Origin of the sequence: Arthrobacter sulfonylureivorans, from assembly GCF_022637435.1 — a bacterium.
In the GTDB taxonomy this organism is placed as follows: domain Bacteria; phylum Actinomycetota; class Actinomycetes; order Actinomycetales; family Micrococcaceae; genus Crystallibacter; species Crystallibacter sulfonylureivorans.
Window position 1 is genome coordinate 1,600,048 of the sequence record NZ_CP093326.1, and the last position, 16,528, is coordinate 1,616,575.

17 protein-coding genes are annotated in these 16,528 nt (G+C 66.3%); 13 read left to right on the plus strand and 4 right to left on the minus strand.

The window, feature by feature from the left end; translation table 11 throughout:
- Positions 1–55 precede the first annotated feature (55 nt).
- The 9 genes from atpE to murA all read left to right on the plus strand — a co-directional run bounded on the left by atpE (position 56) and on the right by murA (position 8,014).
- Entirely contained in the window at positions 56–271 is a 216-nt protein-coding gene (gene atpE, locus MNQ99_RS07650; protein ID WP_127511455.1) for an ATP synthase F0 subunit C, read from the plus strand.
- A 48-nt stretch (positions 272–319) separates the two neighbouring features.
- Positions 320–868, plus strand: a complete 549-nt coding sequence (locus MNQ99_RS07655; RefSeq protein ID WP_127511456.1) for a F0F1 ATP synthase subunit B — start codon at positions 320–322, stop codon at positions 866–868.
- Positions 868–1,680 carry a F0F1 ATP synthase subunit delta gene (locus tag MNQ99_RS07660; RefSeq protein ID WP_127511457.1) on the plus strand — a complete coding sequence of 271 codons (813 nt, stop codon included), beginning with the start codon at positions 868–870 and terminating at the stop codon, positions 1,678–1,680. The genes MNQ99_RS07655 and MNQ99_RS07660 overlap by 1 nt, the downstream gene beginning before the upstream one ends.
- Positions 1,681–1,782: 102 nt before the next feature.
- Positions 1,783–3,420, plus strand: coding sequence for a F0F1 ATP synthase subunit alpha (atpA, locus tag MNQ99_RS07665; RefSeq protein WP_127511458.1), 1,638 nt, complete (start codon positions 1,783–1,785; stop codon positions 3,418–3,420).
- Positions 3,421–3,491: 71 nt separating this feature from the next.
- Positions 3,492–4,385: a F0F1 ATP synthase subunit gamma gene (locus MNQ99_RS07670; RefSeq protein ID WP_127511459.1), complete on the plus strand. Its 894-nt coding sequence runs from the start codon at positions 3,492–3,494 to the stop codon at positions 4,383–4,385.
- 59 nt (positions 4,386–4,444) lie between these two features.
- Entirely contained in the window at positions 4,445–5,908 is a 1,464-nt protein-coding gene (gene atpD, locus MNQ99_RS07675) for a F0F1 ATP synthase subunit beta (protein WP_127511460.1), read from the plus strand.
- A gap of 5 nt (positions 5,909–5,913) precedes the next feature.
- Positions 5,914–6,207, plus strand: coding sequence for a F0F1 ATP synthase subunit epsilon (locus MNQ99_RS07680; protein ID WP_241915008.1), 294 nt, complete (start codon positions 5,914–5,916; stop codon positions 6,205–6,207).
- Between the two features lie 6 nt (positions 6,208–6,213).
- A complete protein-coding gene (locus MNQ99_RS07685) occupies positions 6,214–6,645 on the plus strand; it encodes a DUF2550 domain-containing protein (RefSeq protein ID WP_127511461.1) in 432 nt (143 codons plus the stop codon).
- Positions 6,646–6,733: 88 nt separating this feature from the next.
- A complete protein-coding gene (murA, locus tag MNQ99_RS07690; protein WP_127511462.1) occupies positions 6,734–8,014 on the plus strand; it encodes a UDP-N-acetylglucosamine 1-carboxyvinyltransferase in 1,281 nt (426 codons plus the stop codon).
- A gap of 90 nt (positions 8,015–8,104) precedes the next feature.
- Here murA and MNQ99_RS07695 read toward each other — a convergent pair whose 3' ends face one another.
- The 3 genes from MNQ99_RS07695 to nucS form a co-directional block, all read right to left on the minus strand.
- Entirely contained in the window at positions 8,105–8,308 is a 204-nt protein-coding gene (locus MNQ99_RS07695; RefSeq protein ID WP_127511463.1) for a cold-shock protein, read from the minus strand.
- A gap of 263 nt (positions 8,309–8,571) precedes the next feature.
- Complete coding sequence (locus MNQ99_RS07700; RefSeq protein ID WP_241915009.1) at positions 8,572–9,801, minus strand: N-acetylglucosamine-6-phosphate deacetylase; 1,230 nt, start codon at positions 9,799–9,801, stop codon at positions 8,572–8,574.
- Positions 9,802–9,854: 53 nt separating this feature from the next.
- Complete coding sequence (gene nucS, locus MNQ99_RS07705) at positions 9,855–10,550, minus strand: endonuclease NucS (protein WP_241915010.1); 696 nt, start codon at positions 10,548–10,550, stop codon at positions 9,855–9,857.
- Positions 10,551–10,621: 71 nt separating this feature from the next.
- Here nucS and MNQ99_RS07710 point away from each other — a divergent pair, with 71 nt between their 5' ends.
- Complete coding sequence (locus tag MNQ99_RS07710; protein ID WP_127511466.1) at positions 10,622–10,948, plus strand: hypothetical protein; 327 nt, start codon at positions 10,622–10,624, stop codon at positions 10,946–10,948.
- An 8-nt stretch (positions 10,949–10,956) separates the two neighbouring features.
- On the opposite strand, the gene MNQ99_RS07715 is transcribed toward MNQ99_RS07710, so the two are convergent.
- The gene (locus MNQ99_RS07715) at positions 10,957–12,249 is read right to left on the minus strand and encodes an AI-2E family transporter (protein WP_422387507.1); all 1,293 of its coding nucleotides are present in this window, start codon (positions 12,247–12,249) and stop codon (positions 10,957–10,959) included.
- A gap of 312 nt (positions 12,250–12,561) precedes the next feature.
- Between MNQ99_RS07715 and MNQ99_RS07720 the strand changes: the two genes are divergently transcribed.
- The 3 genes from MNQ99_RS07720 to MNQ99_RS07730 all read left to right on the plus strand — a co-directional run bounded on the left by MNQ99_RS07720 (position 12,562) and on the right by MNQ99_RS07730 (position 16,521).
- Positions 12,562–14,352, plus strand: coding sequence for a DUF8094 domain-containing protein (locus MNQ99_RS07720; RefSeq protein WP_241915011.1), 1,791 nt, complete (start codon positions 12,562–12,564; stop codon positions 14,350–14,352).
- Between the two features lie 90 nt (positions 14,353–14,442).
- Positions 14,443–15,408: a tetratricopeptide repeat protein gene (locus tag MNQ99_RS07725; RefSeq protein WP_241915012.1), complete on the plus strand. Its 966-nt coding sequence runs from the start codon at positions 14,443–14,445 to the stop codon at positions 15,406–15,408.
- On the plus strand, positions 15,409–16,521 hold the full coding sequence (locus MNQ99_RS07730; protein ID WP_241915013.1) for an NADH:flavin oxidoreductase/NADH oxidase: 1,113 nt from the start codon (positions 15,409–15,411) through the stop codon (positions 16,519–16,521).
- The last annotated feature ends 7 nt before the right edge of the window (positions 16,522–16,528 follow it).

Here is a 16,528-nt window from a genome sequence, read left to right on the forward strand (position 1 = left end):
CTGGGGAAGAACCTGAACCAACAACCTGCCCCCAGGGCATCTTGAAAGGAAAAAAATGGAAGGCAACATCCAAGGCAATATCAACCTCGTCGGTTACGGTCTCTCCGCTATCGGCGGTGCCATCGGTGTGGGTCTCGTGTTCGCTGCTTACATCAACGGCGTTGCCCGCCAGCCGGAGGCACAGCGCGTGCTGCAGCCGATCGCGTTCCTGGGCCTGGCTCTGACTGAAGCTCTGGCCATCCTCGGTCTGGTGTTCGCGTTCGTCCTCTAATCAAGGCAACGCGAACCATTCACACCGAATAGATAGGACGGGTGAGATATGAATCAGGCAATGATCCTCGCCGCCGCGGAGGGTACTAACCCTCTGATCCCTAACGTCTGGGAAATCCTCGTCACGCTGATCGGCTTCGCGATCCTCATGTACATCGTCGCCAAGTTCGTCGTTCCGACGTTTGAGAAGACGTTTGCAGAGCGGACCGAAGCCATCGAGGGCGGGATCGCGAAGGCGGAAGCAGCCCAGGCTGAAGCCAGCGCCGCACTGGACGAGTACAAGCAGCAGCTGACGGAAGCCCGCACGGAAGCCAACCGCATCCGTGAGGACGCCCGCGCCGAAGGCGCCCAGATCCTGGCGGAGCTGAAGGAAAAGGCGCAGTCCGAAGCCGCACGCATCAGCGAGCAGGCCCAGGTGCAGATTGACGCCGAGCGTCAGGCTGCCGTGACATCGCTGCGCAGCGAGGTCGGATCTTTGGCGACCGAACTGGCTGGCAAGATTGTCGGCGAATCGCTCAACGACGACGAGCGTTCTGCACGCGTCGTGGACCGCTTCCTCGCCGACCTTGAGTCCCAGAGTGCAGGTGCTGCTAAATAATGGCCGGTGTATCGAGCGAGTCGCTGAAAGCGGCACTGCAGGAGCTGGAAGCTAAGCTTCCCACCGCTTCGCTGTCCTTGGCAGAGGAACTCTTTGGGGTCCTGGGCCTGTTGGACAGCAATGCCGGACTGCGCCGTGCCCTGACCGATCCGTCGCGCGACAGCAAAGAGAAGGCCGACATGTTCGGCCGTCTCCTCGAGGGGAAGGTCTCGGCGGATGCCCGGGACATCGTCACCTCGCTGGCTGCCAAGCGCTGGGCCTCTGCGCGCGACATCGGGGACGCCTTGGAGACCCTGGCGGCCACCACTGCCGTCGCTGTTGCAGAGAAGGGCCAGGGCGTCGACGGACTCGAAGGTCTGGAGAGCGACCTGTTCGCGTTCAACCGCGTTGTCGGGTCGGATCACGACCTGCAGCGCGCTTTGGTTGAGCCCCAGGCTTCGGACGAAGCCAAGACGGCGCTGGCACTGCAGCTGGTGCCAAGCGCGGGTCCCGCAGCCCAGCTGCTGATCCGGCAGGCGGTGTCCGCACCGCGCGGCATCAAGCCCACGGCACTGGTAGAGCGGTTCGTCCAGCTGGTGGCCAAGCGCCAACAGCGCTGGATCGCGGAGGTCAGCGTTACCCGTCCGCTGACCAGTGAGCAGACGACCCGCCTGCAGGCCGGCCTTGACCGGTTGTACGGCCGCGGACTGAAGATGAACGTCAACGTTGATCCGAGACTGGTTGGCGGCGTGCGGGTCATGGTCGGGGATGAGGTTGTGGATGCGTCCGTAATCTCCCGCCTGGCTGAACTCCGCAGGAGCCTCACGGTGTAGTTTCCTCGGAAACTAGGACCGGAAGCCTCACACAGACTGAATTACACACCGGTCGTCGCGCACCCCGCGATGATCACAAACACAGGAGAGCAGGGACTGCAGATGGCCGAATTGACCATCAACGCCGACGACGTCCGCAATGCGCTGAACGAGTTCGCGGCGTCCTATGAACCCGGAAGCGCCGAGCGGGTCGAAGTCGGCCACGTGACCACCGCCAGCGATGGCATCGCCCGTGTCGAGGGGCTTCCCTCGGCCATGGCGAACGAACTGCTGCGCTTCGAGAACGGCGTTCTGGGCCTGGCCCAGAACCTCGACACCCGCGAAATTGGCGTGGTGATCCTCGGCGAATTCACCGGCATCGAAGAAGGCATGGAAGTCCACCGTACCGGTGAGATCCTGTCCGTGCCGGTCGGCGACGCCTTCCTGGGCCGCGTCGTGGACCCGCTGGGCCTCCCGATCGATGACAAGGGCCCGATCGAGTCGACCGAACGCCGTGCACTGGAGCTGCAGGCTCCGGGCGTCACCCAGCGCAAGTCCGTGCACGAGCCGCTGCAGACCGGCATGAAGGCCATCGACGCCATGATCCCGATCGGCCGCGGCCAGCGCCAGCTGATCATCGGTGACCGCCAGACCGGCAAGACTGCCATCGCCGTCGACGCCATCCTGAACCAGAAGGCCAACTGGGAATCCGGCGACGTCACCAAGCAGGTCCGCTGCATCTACGTGGCGATCGGCCAGAAGGCATCGACCATCGCTGCCGTTCGCCAGACCCTGGAAGACAAGGGCGCGCTGGAGTACACCACCATTGTGGCGTCGCCCGCCTCCGACCCGGCAGGCTTCAAGTACTTGGCTCCCTACGCCGGTTCGGCCATCGGCCAGCACTGGATGTACGGCGGCAAGCACGTCCTGATCATCTTTGATGACCTCTCCAAGCAGGCTGAAGCCTACCGTGCCGTGTCGCTGCTGCTGCGCCGGCCGCCGGGACGCGAGGCCTACCCGGGCGACGTTTTCTACCTGCACTCCCGCCTGCTGGAGCGTTGTGCCAAGCTCTCCGACGAGCTGGGCGCGGGCTCGATGACCGGCCTGCCGATCATCGAGACCAAGGCAAACGACGTCTCGGCCTACATTCCGACCAACGTCATCTCGATCACGGACGGCCAGATCTTCCTGCAGTCCGACCTGTTCAACGCCAACCAGCGTCCGGCCGTTGACGTCGGCGTGTCCGTCTCCCGCGTGGGTGGCGCAGCGCAGGTCAAGGCGATGAAGAAGGTCTCCGGCACCCTGAAGCTGGACCTGGCCCAGTACCGCGATATGCAGGCGTTCGCCATGTTCGCGTCGGACCTCGACGCAGCATCACGCCAGCAGCTGACCCGCGGTGCCCGTTTGATGGAACTGCTCAAGCAGGGCCAGTACACGCCGTACCCGGTGGAAGACCAGGTCGTCTCCATCTGGGCCGGTACCAACGGCTACTTGGACGATGTTCCGGTCGAGGACGTCACCCGCTTCGAGACCGACTTCCTCTCGCACCTGAGGCACCGCAGCTCCGTGCTGACGACCATCGCGCAGACGAACCTGCTCGAGGATTCCACGGTGGACGAGTTGAAGTCGCAGATTGCCGACTTCAAGCAGGGCTTCTTCGGGGAGGGCGACAGCCGTCTGGTTGGCGCCGGCCGCGAAGAGTACGATGCCCTGGCCGAAGACGAAGTCGCCCAGGAACAGATCGTCAAGCAGAAGCGCTAATTCATCTTCGTTGATCGGGCGGGACCACACCGCGGTCCCGCCCGGCCGCCGAGGACGAGGAAAGGAAGAGTATGGGAGCCCAGATTCGGGTCTACCGCCAGAAGATCGCATCGACTTCGTCGCTGCGGAAAATCTTCAAGGCGATGGAGCTGATCGCCGCCTCACGCATTGGCAAGGCCCGCAGCCGTGTCGCGGCTTCGATGCCGTACGCCAATGCGATCACCCGTGCCGTTTCTGCTGTGGCTTCGCAGTCCGAGATCGACCATCCGCTGACCACCGAGCCGGAGCAAATCCGCCGGGCCGCCGTGCTCGTGCTGACCTCCGACCGCGGTCTGGCGGGGTCGTACTCCGCGTCCGTGCTGAAGCAGGCCCAGTCCCTGACCGAGCTGCTTCACGGAGAAGGCAAGGAAGTCCGCCACTACTTGGTCGGCCGCAAGGCGCAGGCCTACTTCGACTTCCGGAACATCCAGTACCAGCAGGTCTGGACGGGCGGCACTGACTCTCCGGAGTTCAGCACCGCCCGCGAGATCGGCGAGGAACTGCTCTCCGACTTCAACACGCCGTTCGAGGACGGTGGCGTGGACGAGATTCACATCGTCTACACCCGCTTCAAGTCCATGGTTGTCCAGGAGCCTGCGGTCATCCGACTGCTGCCGCTGGAGGTTGTGGAAGAAGAGGCCACCGCGGAGACCGACCTGCTGCCGCTGTACGAGTACGAGCCGGAGCCTGAGCAGGTTCTGAACGCACTGCTGCCGCGCTACATCGAATCGCGCATCTTCGCGGCATTGCTGCAGGCTGCGGCGAGCGAGCTTGCCCACCGCCAGCGAGCGATGAAGTCCGCCAGCGACAACGCCACGGACCTGATCGAGAAGTACACGCGTCTGCGCAACAACGCGCGTCAGGCAGAGATTACGCAGGAACTCACCGAAATTGTCGGTGGCGCGGACGCCCTGGCAGCGTCCTAATCAGTCCCTGCAGCAACAGCACACATAAACCACGCCATCGAAACTGAGAAGTGAGAAAGATGACTGCCCAAACCATCGAGCACGGAACCGGTTCCGTCGCTACGGGCGCTACCGGCCGTATCGCCCGTGTCATCGGCCCGGTTGTCGACGTCGAATTCCCGGCGGACGCAATCCCCGCAATGTACAACGCGCTCACCGCTGAGGTCACCCTCAACGGCGAGACCCGCACCATCACCTTCGAGACCGCGCAGCACCTGGGCGACAACCTGGTCCGCGCTATCTCGCTGCAGGCCACCGACGGACTGGTCCGCGGCACCACCGTGCAGGACCTCGGATCCCCGATCACCGTGCCCGTGGGCGACGGCGTCAAGGGCCACATCTTCAACGTCCTGGGCGAGCCGCTGGACGTCGAAGCGTCCCAGCTGGAAATCACCGAGCGCTGGCCGATCCACCGCAAGGCGCCGAACTTCGCCGAGCTGGAAGGCTCCACCGAGATGCTGGAGACCGGCATCAAGGTGATCGACCTGCTGACCCCGTACATCAAGGGCGGCAAGATCGGCCTGTTCGGCGGCGCCGGCGTGGGCAAGACCGTGCTGATCCAGGAAATGATCACCCGTGTGGCCCGCAACTTCGGCGGTACTTCCGTGTTCGCCGGTGTTGGCGAGCGTACCCGCGAGGGCAATGACCTCTGGGTGGAAATGGAAGAAGCCGGCGTGCTCAAGGACACCGCTTTGGTGTTCGGCCAGATGGATGAGCCGCCGGGAACGCGACTGCGCGTGGCCCTGTCTGCCCTGACCATGGCGGAGTACTTCCGCGATGTGCAGAAGCAGGACGTGCTGCTGTTCATCGACAACATCTTCCGGTTCACCCAGGCCGGTTCCGAGGTTTCCACGCTGCTGGGCCGTATGCCCTCTGCTGTGGGCTACCAGCCGAACCTGGCCGACGAGATGGGCGTGTTGCAGGAACGCATCACCTCCACCAAGGGTCACTCGATCACCTCGATGCAGGCGATCTACGTCCCCGCGGATGACTACACCGACCCGGCTCCGGCGACCACCTTCGCCCACCTGGATGCGACCACGGAACTTTCCCGTGAAATCGCTTCGCGTGGCCTGTACCCGGCCGTGGATCCGCTGACCTCCACGTCCCGCATCCTGGATCCGCAGTACATCGGACAGGATCACTACAACACCGCTGTCCGCGTGAAGCAGATCCTGCAGAAGAACAAGGAACTGCAGGACATCATTGCCATCCTCGGCATCGATGAACTGGGCGAAGAAGACAAGATCGTCGTCGCCCGGGCCCGCCGCATTCAGCAGTTCCTGTCGCAGAACACCTACACCGCCAAGCAGTTCACCGGCGTCGAGGGTTCCACGGTTTCCATCAAGGACACCGTGGAAGGCTTCAAGGCCATCTGCGACGGCGAGCTCGATCACATCGCCGAGCAGGCCTTCTTCAACGTGGGCGGCCTTGACGATGTTGAGCGCCAGTGGGCCAAGATCCAGGAACAGACCGGGAAGTAAGGCCTGTGGCTAATATTTCTGCTGAACTGGAAGTTGAGATTGTCGCGGCTGACCACTTTGTGTGGTCCGGCCAGGCAACAATGGTCAAGGCGCGGACCAGCGACGGCGAAATCGGGATCCTGCCCGGGCACACCCCGGTGCTGGCAGTCCTGGCCGCCGGCGAGCTGGCCATCGAGCCGGTCTCTGGTGACCGTATTACCGTAAATGTCGACGGCGGGTTCTTCTCCGTCGACAGCAACCGTGTTGTCATCGTCGCAGACAATGCGACGGTTGGCGACGAGGCCACGGCGACCCGCTAGCCGCCGGTGAACGGTCTCGACATCACGTTCGCCATTCTGGCCGCAGTCTTCCTGCTGCTGGTGTTGGCACTGATTGCCTTCGGGGTGCGCCGCTATCAACTGCGGCGCGCTCTGGGCACCTTCGACGCCTCCATCGCCATGCTGCCCGGCAGCTGGCAGATGGGGGTTTGTCGTTATACGGACACCCATTTGGAATGGTTGCGCCTGCTGTCGTTGAGTCCCAAGCCGCGCTACAAGTTCCGGCGCAGCTCGCTGGAGCTGCAAGGGTGGCGGCAACCGACCGAAGCCGAACGGGCAAAGATCCAGCCCGGTGCGATCGTCGTGATGCTTACGCATGAAAAACAGGATCTGTCGATGGCGATGACGTTCGACGTCTACGCAGGTCTCTCGTCCTGGCTCGAAGCCGGACCGGTGATCGGCATCGGCACCTGGCGCTAGTCCCGGATGTGGCGGCGCGGTTCCCCCGGGAGCCGCGCCGCCAGCCGTTTAACCAGCACAGCCGTGCCACAACCGTAGGATGGATTGCATGGATGAGGTGATCGTGGTGCGCGGGCCCAGCACGCTTAACGGGCGGGTGGAGGTCTCGGGCGCCAAAAACAGCGTCTTGAAGCTGATGGCGGCGGTGCTGCTGGCGGAGGGACGATCCACGATCACCAATGTGCCCGATATTCAGGATGTCTGGATCATGTCCGAACTGCTGCGCCGGCTCGGCTGCGCGGTGGACTACGACGTCGACGCTGCCAGCGTTCACATCGACGTGCCGGCGGCTCCGGCGCACCAGGCCGACTACGACCTGGTCCGCGCTATGCGGGCCTCCATTTCTGTGCTCGGGCCGCTGGTGGCCCGCTGCCGACAGGCCGAGGTTGCGCTGCCCGGGGGCGACGCCATCGGCAGCCGCGGACTGGACATGCACCGGGCGGGACTGGAGCAAATGGGTGCGCGGATCAGCATCGATCATGGTTATCTGGTGGCCAAGGCGCCGAACGGGCTTCACGGCGCCCACCATCGCCTGCCGTATCCGTCGGTTGGGGCTACCGAAAACCTGATGATGGCGGCAACGCTGGCCCGGGGAGTGACGGTGATCGACAACGCCGCGCGGGAACCGGAGATTACGGACATTGCCGACCTGCTGGTTTCCATGGGGGCGCGGATCGAAGGGATCGGTTCGCCAACCCTGGTGGTCACCGGCGTCGAGAGCCTGCACCCGGTGCGCCACAGCACCGTGCCGGATCGCATTGTTGCCGGCACCTGGGCCTTTGCGGCTGCCATCACGGGCGGAACCGTGGACGTTGCCGAGTCCAATCCGGGCCACCTGGCCGTGGTGCTGGACAAGCTGGCGCAGGCCGGCTGCCGGATCACCCGCAGGGACGACGGCTTCACGGTGGAAGGACCGCAGCGTCCGGACCCGATCAACGTTTCCACGCTGCCATATCCTGGCTTCCCCACGGACCTGCAGCCGTTTGTTGTGGCTTTGAACGCCGTGGCCAACGGGCACGGCATGGTAACGGAAAACGTCTTCGAAGCGCGCTGGGGGTTCACCTCCGAATTGTCCCGGCTGGGCGCGGTGGTGAGGCTGGACGGGCACCATGCACTGATTAAAGGCGTCGCGCAGCTTTCCGGCGCGCCGGTCGAGGCCAACGACATCCGTGCCGGAGCCGCGCTGGTGATCGCGGGGCTCGTGGCGGATGGCACCACCGAGGTCCACGGCGTGGAGCACATCGACCGGGGCTACGAGCGGTTCGACGAGCGGCTGCGGGCGTTGGGCGGAGACGTGGTCCGGCTGGGGCCGCCGAAGCTGCCGGCCTGACGCCGGAAACAGCAGGACCCCTCCGGAACCGTCCGGAGGGGTCCTGCTGGCGCTGCGCTGCCATAGGGCAGCGCGGTGCTGAAGCCGAAGCTAGATGACAGTGACGCCGGTGGCCTGCGGGCCCTTGGCTCCCTGGCCGATCTCGAAGTTCACGCGCTGGTTTTCATCGAGCGTCTTGAAGCCGCCCGACTGGATCTCGGAGTAGTGAACGAAGACATCTCCGTCAGCTTCATCCGGAGTGATGAAGCCGAAGCCCTTTTCCGCGTTAAACCACTTGACGGTCCCCTGTGCCATTTAAATCTCCTCATCGTGAAACAGAATCAAGCCGGTACACCTCGTACCAACCCGGTTACTCCGTGGAAGATCCGAACAACAAGGCCATCGGGCCGGACGCTGAGGAGCTTCACACTCGCAACATGTCTTGCGAGCATGAAAAACTCACCTACACAAAGACTGAGTTAAGCATCACATAAGCAACATGGGCGGTCAACGGTACAAAGGGCATTCAATCTAAAATTAAGGAAGAGTTCGATTCGTGGTTATGCCCGCCGTGAGGTTCAGCCCGGCAGCGGGTCCAGCCAGCGGCCCCCGCGTAGTACGGCGGTCAAGGCCAAGTCTCCGGTGGTGACCAGCAGGTCGGCCCTGAAGCCTCGGGACAAGGTGCCGGCTTCCTCCGCCAATCCAAGCGCCGCGGCCGGAACGGCGGAAGCCGAGGAGACGGCGGTTTCCAGCGGGACCCCCGCCGCAACCGCACCACGTACGCAGTCCAGGAGCGTGGCCGTGCCGCCCGCCAAGGCGCCGCTGGCGGCCACCCTGGCAACGCCGCCGCTGACGCTCACATCGTTGGCGCCCAGCTCATACCCGCCGTCGCCCAGTCCGGTGGCCGCCATTCCATCGGACACCAGCACGATGTTGGCGCCGCCCACCAGATCGAAAACGGTCAGGACGGTCTCCGGATCCAGGTGGATCCCATCGGAAATGAGTTCGACGGCGGCGCGCCCCGCGGAGGCGGCCCGCAAGCAGGCTGCCGCGGCACCGGGGGAGCGGTGGTGCAGGGGCGGCATCGCGTTGAACAAGTGCGTGACCAGCGGCCGCCGGCGGTACCGGTCCAAACCAGCCCGCGCTAAACCATCCGCCGCGCGGACCAGCGCGGCGGCGGCCGTCGCGGCATCGGCGTCGGTGTGCCCTACGGACGGCGTCACGCCGAGCTCGGTGAGCAGATCAACGAGTTCGTCGGCACCGACCAACTCCGGGGCATAGGTCATCGAGACCAGATGCCCGCCGGCGGCCTCGACCAGCCCGGCAGCGATGCCGGTGTCCGGTGCGAGTAGATATTCGGTGTTCTGCGCGCCGCGGCGGGCTTGCGAGAGAAAGGGCCCCTCCGCGTGGACGCCGGCGAGCACACCCTCGCGGGAGAGTTCCCCCAGCAGCCGCACGGCCGCCAGCATGCTGTCCCGGGAACCGGCCATGGCGCTGGCCACCACGGTGGTGGTGCCGCTGCGATGCAGGAAGCCGGCGGCGCGCCGGGCGCCCTCCTCGTCCGCGGAGGAGAAGTCGCCGCCGTAAGCTCCGTGGCAGTGGGTGTCGATCAGCCCGGGCAGCAACAGGCTCTCAGCCGGAAGGTCCACTTGGTGCCAGCCTGCGGGATCGAAGTGTGAGGCGGGGCCGGCATAGCGGATTCGGTCGCCCTCAAAGGCGACGACACCGTCGTCGAGCGTGGTTCCTGACGAGACGATCCGGCCCCGGACGTACTGCGGTTGCGGGCCGGCCTGCCCAGGGGAGCTCATGATCCGATTCTAGGCCGGGCGCCCTGACGGCAGCCGATGTGGAGGCCGCCGGCTCAGAACAGGCGGGAGTCGGCGTCGTCCACGCCGCGCATTTCGTCGTAGTCCAGGGTCAGGCAGGCGATGCCGCGGTCGGTGGCGAGCACCCGAGCCTGCGGCTTGATCTGCTGCGCGGCGAAAATCCCCTTGACCGGGGCGAGCAGCGGATCGCGGTTGAGCAGTTCCAGGTAGCGGGTCAGCTGTTCCACGCCGTCGATGTCGCCGCGTCGCTTGAGCTCTACGGCCACGGTGCCGCCGTCGGCGTTGCGGGCAAGGATATCCACCGGGCCGATCGCCGTCATGTATTCGCGCCGCACCAGGGTGTGGCCCGGTCCGAGGCGGTCGATCTGTTCGGCCAGCAGGCGCTGCAGATCGGCCTCCACACCGTCTTTGACCAGCCCCGGGTCCACGCCCAAGTCGTGGCTGTACTCGTGCAGGTGCTCGTGGATGCTGATCACCAGGCGGTCATCGCTCTTGGCGTGCTGGACGTGCCAGACTTCCTGGACCCCGGACTCGGCGTCTTCGGTCTCCGGCTCGGCGACGCGCAGCGTGGCCGGCGGGCTCATCCAGTTGAGCGGCTTATAGGAACCGCCGTCGGAATGGATCAGGACGGAGCCGTCCGCTTTCACCATTAACAGGCGCGTGGCCAGCGGAAGGTGGGCGCGGAGGCGGCCGATGTAATCAACGGAGCAACGGGCAATGACAAGACGCACAGTAGGCCACTTTACCTGCTGCCGGGTGGGTGGTTCGGCCCGGGCCGCGGCGTTGGGGCAGAATGGAAGGCATGCCCCGATCCAACCGTCCGCGCCGCCGTTCGGGGACGGGCAGCAGCAAGTGGACGCGGGAAAGCGAACTGGACCTGGACCGCGCCCGCGCCGGCATCCCCGAGCGCCAGAACGCCCCCGACGGCGAATGGAACGTCCGGCGGATCACCGGCTCGAACGCGGCCAAGGACTACACCTGTCCGGGCTGTCACCGCACCATCGGCCCCGGGATCGAGCACCTGGTGGCCTGGCGCGCCGATTCCTTGTTCGGTGGCGAAACGGCACTGGCCGAGCGGCGGCACTGGCACCCGCGCTGCTGGCAGACCCGCAGTTTCCGTTACCGCTGAACGGTGAGTCAGGCGCGGTCCTGCCGCACGATAAAGACGTCCTTCAGCAGCAGCATCACCGATGCTGCGACCGGAATCGCCATCAGCGCGCCCAGGACGCCCAGCAGCGAACCGCCGGCAATCACGGCGATCACGGCGACCGCGCCGGGAACCGCCACGGCCCGCTGCATGACGCGCGGCGACACGAAGTAGGCCTCGATCTGCAGGTAGGCGAAGTAGATGACCGCGAACAGCGCCGCCGTCTGCCAGCTCACGGTCAGGGCCACCAGCGAGACGAGCACACCGGCGATCACCGCACCGATCAGCGGGATGAACGCCAGCAAAGCGACGACGAACGTCAGCAGGGTGGTGAACGGCACCTGGGCAATGGACATGGCGATGAAGGCCACCGCGGCGTTCATCAGTGCCACGCAGGCCTGGCCGATCACGTAGCTGCCAACGCTGCTGCTGATCTCTTCGGACAGGCGCTGCACCTGCTGGCGCCTGGACCGTGGGGCCAGCCGATAGGCCCAAATCTTCAGCGCCGGAAGCGACGCCAGGAAGTACAGCGTGAGCACCAGCACGATCAGTGCCCCGAAGGCCCCTTGGAGGACGGCACTGCCGACGCCGAGGACACCGCCGAAAATACCGGTGACATTCTCGGAATTGGCAAAGAACTTCGCCAGTTCCACGTCAATGCGCTCGCGGACCTGGAACTGCTCATCGACGCTTTGGAAGAAGGCCGAGTTGAGGAAGTCGTCAACGTAGCGCGGGGCATTGGCCACGATCTGGGTGGTCTGGTTGACGATGGTCGGGATCAGCGTGGAGATAAAGGCGGCGACCAACCCCGCCAGGATCAGCACCACAATGATGACGCCGGCCGGACGCGGAAGCCCCTTGCGTCCCAGCCAGCGGACGATCGGGTCGAGCCCCAGGGCTATGAACAGCGCCGCCGCAATCCAGGCCAGCAAGGCACCGACGTTGATGAGCACAAAGTAGAGCAGCAGGGCGAAACCGACGCCGACCGTTGCCATGAAACCGAAATGGATCGGGTGCCGCGCGGGGGACATGTCTGAGCCGCCCTGCTCAGAGGGCGCAGTAGGCGGATCTGACTCGGGCGGCATCTCGAACCGGATGCGGGGCCTGGCGCGGGGCATTGAGGCTCCGATGCGCCCGAGGGCGCCCAGGACCGCGCGCTGGCGTGCGGCCGTCACGGGCGCCGAGGCAGCAGGTTCGGCCGGTGAATCGGCGGCAGCCCGGTGGTCTTCGGCATCCTGTCCGTTGCCCGCGCCGGGCATCGGACCGTCCCGGTGTTCGCTCACGCAGCATCCTCTCTTCCGCCTGCAGCCGCTGAAGCTACGGGCGGGCGCTTCTGTGTCGCGGTAGGCAGCAACGGCGCAGGATGCGGTCAATTCTGAGCGAAAGACTACCAGTATGGCGGGGCGCTGGAGCGGATGAGGTCAGGCAACAGGGACTGCGTGGGCCGGCGGGGAATCCGGCTTCGAGCGGACCGCAAGACGGTTCGTTACCATAGGGTTATAAAGTTTAACCGACGCCGGGCAACCGCCCCGGCAGTAAAGGCTTGGGCGGACCTGCGGCCCTTCCTTCCTGCACGATCGACGATTGGTATTTTTGTGCGTTTCAAGATTTCCGTGGCCCTGATGGTGATCGGGCTGTTGGCCATCGCGCTGGGCATCGCCCAGCGCACCGTCTGGGCCCCGCCCGAGCGGGCATCCGCCAGCTACACGGCGGACGCCACCGCACCGGTCACCGTGATTGAACCGGAAGTCTTTGGTGTCCACGAGGAAGAAGTGGACGTTTCGGTGGAGGCCGACGGCGACTTCCTGTTGGCCATCGGCCGTGCCGGCGACGTCGACGCATGGGTCGGGGAAGCCGCGCACACCTCCCTGACCGGCATGGAGGACGGCCAACTGCAGGGGACCGTGACCGAGGGCGATGCCAAAGTGCCGAACCCGGCCGGATCCGACCTCTGGGTGAGCGAGGAGCAGGCCGAGGGCAGCCTTGAGCACCGTTGGGTGGCTCCGGCCGACGGCGAGTGGTCCATCCTGCTGGCCTCCGACGGCAGCGCGCCGGCTCCGACCAACGTGACCGTCACCTGGCCGAACGACACGTCCGTTCCGTGGTCGCTTGCCCTGATCATCCTGGGCGCCCTGCTGGTGGTGCTTGGTGTGGCGATGGCAGTTGTATCCCGCCGTCCGAACCGCCAGACCCCGGGCAACGACTCGCCGGGCAACGACTCGGGCCCCAGCGGCGGAACCGCTAAGCGGACCGTCGCCGGTCCGGCGACCGCGCCGCTTGCCGAGACCGACGCCGCCGTACCCGCCGGCCGCGCTGATGACACCGCACCCACAAGACCCGGCATGGAGAATCCGGAGGAGGGTTCGCGTTCCTCGGGCCGCCGTTCCCTGATGGTGCGCCCCGCGCTTGGCCTGCGTGCCGCGGCGGCGGCGGGCACCGCCGTCGTGCTTGCCGCCGGCACAGTGCTGCCCGCGCAGGCAGCTGCTTCCCCGGAAGCCGAGGAAACAGCCGGCTCGCCGGTCGTGCAGGAGAGCCAGCTGACGAGGATCATGGATTCGGTGGCGGCGTCAGTTTCGGCTGCCGACAAGGCGCGGGACGCTGGCAAGCTGGAACCGCGCGTCGGCGGAGCGGCGCTGACGGTCCGCGAGGCCAACTACACGGTCCGGGCAGAAAACGGCAAGGCGGCGGCTCCGGTCCCGGTGGCCGCCGGACCGATTCTGGCCTCGATGGTCAGCACCAGTGAGGGATGGCCGCGGACCGTGGTGACGGTGACCGAAGGCGAGGACAATCCGGTGCCGCAGGTGATCGTGCTGACCCAGCAGGATCCCCGGTCGAACTATCGGATGATGGGTGCGATGCAGATGCTGCCGGGAACAACGTTCCCGCAGGTGTCCACCGAGACCGGCGGGACGCCGGCCGTTCCGCTGGAGGCCGAGGAAGGTCTGCTCTACTCGCCGCAGGCAGCCGTGAAGATGGTCGCCGAAAACCTGGACAGCGGCAAACACCAGAACAAGATCGGCAAGAACACCTTCTCCGACCAGATCCAGAAGATCCAAAAGGACCAGGTCAAATCCAACAAGAGCGCGGACATCTCCTTCCGCCGCAGCGTCGACAACAAATCGCTGAGCGCGCTGCGCACGGCCGACGGCGGCGCCGTGGTGTTCGGCCACATCAAGTCGGTGACCAGAAGCGTGCCGGCCGAAGCCGGCGCCACCGTGGAACTCTCGCCCGAGTTTGCGGCGCTGGCCGGGGAAGACTCCACCACCGAAGGCGTGGACGTGACCTACAGCGAAGCGGTCTTCCTGCGCGTGCCGCCGGCCGGCTCCGATGAAGAGCTCACCGTGGTCGGGGTGGCCCAGGGCCTGGTGGACGCCAAGCTGAAGTAGGGCCAAGCCCGGCCGGGGCAACCCGGCCGGGCAGCTTCGCTTTTCGCCCCGCAATTCCGGACGCGCACCGAGACGTATTAGTGTGATGTCATGACCACTCCAACTCCAGAGCAGGGCCCCGCGCCGTCCTCCGTCAGCCTGCGCGGCGCCGTTGACCTGTCGGCGCTGAAAAGGCCGCAGCAACCGGCCGGCGCAGCGCCGGCCGCGGCCGCCGGAGCGCCGGCAGCGGGCGACGCCGACACCGCAGGCTACATCGTCGAGGTCAACGAGCAGAGCTTCCAGTCGCTCGTCCAACTGTCCGCCCAGGTTCCCGTGATCGTGGAGTTGACCGCATCGTGGAGCGACCTGGCGCAGCAGTTGGCCTCCGCCCTGGCCGAGGTGACCAACGAGTTTGCCGGCCGGTTTGTGCTGGCTCGGGTGGACGTCGACGCCAGCCCCGGCATTGCCCAGGCCTTCCAGCTGCAGAGCGTGCCGGCCGCCGTCGCGCTCTTGAAGGGGCAGCCGATCCCGCTGTTCCAAGGTGCGGCGTCCGCGGACGAGCTGCGGCAGTTCGTCAACGAGTTGCTCAAGGTGGCACAGGCCAACGGCGTGACCGGCACGGCTCCCGGCGCAGCGGACGCTCCGGCTGAGGAGGAGAAGCCGCTGCCGCCGCTGCATCAGGAGGCATTCGATGCCATCGAGGCCGGCGACTACGCGCGGGCAGCGGCGGCGTACCAGAAGGCGCTGGCCGAACAGCCGGCCGACAACGAGGCCCGCACGGGGCTGTACCAGGTGCAGTTGCTCCAGCGGCTTCAGGGTGCCGATGCCAATGAATTGCGCCGCGCCGCCGCCGATCAGACCGACGACCTGCAGGCGCAGCTGGCCGTAGCCGACCTGGACGTGTCCGGCGGGCACGTCGAGGACGCCTTTGCGCGCCTGGTCGGCTTCATCAGCCGGCATGCCGGAGACGAACGGGAAGCGGCCCGCGCGCGGCTGGTGGAACTGTTCGATGTGGTGGGCAGCTCCGACCCGCGGGTCTCGAAGGCACGCCAGGCCTTGGCGCGGGCGCTCTTCTAAATGGGGCAGGCTTCAGCCGGCGGACTGTTCGAGCCAATGCGGCTGCGCGGACTGCAGTTGGCCCACCGCGGCTGGGTGGCCCCCATGTGCCAGTACTCGGTCCGCCGGGACGATGCGCCCGGAACGCCGAACGACTGGCACCTGATGCACCTGGGCCAGTTCGCCGCCGGCGGGGCGGCGCTGATTCTGACCGAGGCGACGGCGGTCAACGCCACCGGCCGAATCAGTCCTCAGGACACCGGCATCTGGACCGACGCGCAGGCGCAGGAGTGGAGCCGGATCACGGAGTTCGTGCACCGCTACGGTTCGGCGGACACCAAGATCGGCATCCAGTTGGCCCACGCCGGCCGCAAAGCTTCGACTTACGCGCCGTTTGCCCGCGAATCCGGTTCCGTGCCGCACGCCGAGGGCGGCTGGCAGACCGTCGGTCCGACCAACGAGGCTTTCGGCCGCTACGCTGCACCGGCGGCACTGGACGAAGCAGGCGTCCGGCAGATCGTCTCCGACTTCCGCGACGCGGCCGTTCGTGCGGTCTGGGCGGGTTTCGACACGATCGAGATCCACGGCGCGCACGGCTATCAACTGCACCAGTTCCTGTCCCCGCTGATCAACACCCGCACCGATGAGTGGGGCGGCTCGGCGACCAACCGCGCGCGTTTGCTGCTGGAGGTGGTGGACGCGGTCCGCGGCGTGATCCCGGATGACATGCCGCTGCTGCTGCGTGTCTCCGCCAGCGACTGGGCGGACGGAGGCCTGGAACCGGAAGCGGTGGCCGACGTGGTGTCCCAGGCGGCCGCCCGCGGGGTGGACCTGGTGGATGTGTCCAGCGGCGGCGCGGTACACGGCGTGAACATTCCGCTGGGGCCCGGCTACCAAGTGCCCTTCGCCGCAGCCATCCGTCGCCGGACCGGCGTCCCGACGGGCGCCGTCGGGCTCATCACTACGCCGGCGCAGGCCGACTCGGTCATCAGGGAGGGCTCCGCCGACGCCGTGCTGTTGGCGCGCGCGGCGCTGCGCCATCCGCACTGGTGGCAGCGCGCCGCCGTCGAACTGGGTCACGATCTAGCGTGGGCGCCGCAGTACGAGCGTGCCGCCGTGGCGGAGAATTATTAGTCCTTGC